Here is a 659-nt window from a genome sequence, read left to right as displayed (position 1 = left end):
ATTCAAGTGAATATTGTCTTCGCTATGTGAAACTGAATACAGAATTACAGACATGGAAATCTGATGTTGAAACAGAATGGCTGAAAGAGTCGCCTTCACAGGCATTGCAACAAGTTCTAAAAGACTTGGACAGAGCGATTCAAAACGCTTTTGACAAGAAGTCCCCAAAGCGGTTCCCACGATTCAAGAAAAAAGGACAACATGATTCGTTTCGCTATCCACAAGGATTCAAGATAGATGGATCGCGTATTTTTCTCCCGAAAATTGGCTGGCTTCAATTCCACAAATCAAGGGAGATAGAAGGCACGCTAAAGAATGCAACGGTTTCAAAGCGTGGAAAACATTGGTTCGTATCTATCCAGTGTGAAATTGAAATGAAAGCCCCTGTCCATCTATCAACGTCTGTTGTTGGCGTAGATATGGGCATAAAACGTTTTGCGACGTTGTCCGATGGTTCGTACTTTGAACCGTTGAACAGTTTTAAAAAGCTGGAAAAGAAACTTGCTAAGGAGCAACGTAGACTTTCTCGCAAAGTAAAAGGTTCATCGAACTGGAAGAAATAGAAACTTCACGTGTCAAATCTCCATATTCGTATTGCTGACGCAAGGAATGACTACTTGCACAAAATCAGTACTGCAATAAGCAAAAATCACGCGGTT

At 40.8% G+C, this 659-nt stretch carries 1 protein-coding gene; it reads left to right on the top strand.

The window, feature by feature from the left end:
- The coding region (locus G451_RS31890) for an RNA-guided endonuclease InsQ/TnpB family protein (RefSeq protein ID WP_211236397.1) at positions 1-563 on the top strand (563 nt) is incomplete at its 5' end.
- Between the last annotated feature and the right edge of the window lie 96 nt (positions 564-659).

The organism is Desulfovibrio inopinatus DSM 10711 (assembly GCF_000429305.1).
In the GTDB taxonomy this organism is placed as follows: domain Bacteria; phylum Desulfobacterota; class Desulfovibrionia; order Desulfovibrionales; family Desulfovibrionaceae; genus Alteridesulfovibrio; species Alteridesulfovibrio inopinatus.
Note: the sequence above shows the minus strand (reverse complement) of the source record. Positions and strands in the feature narration are given on the sequence as shown.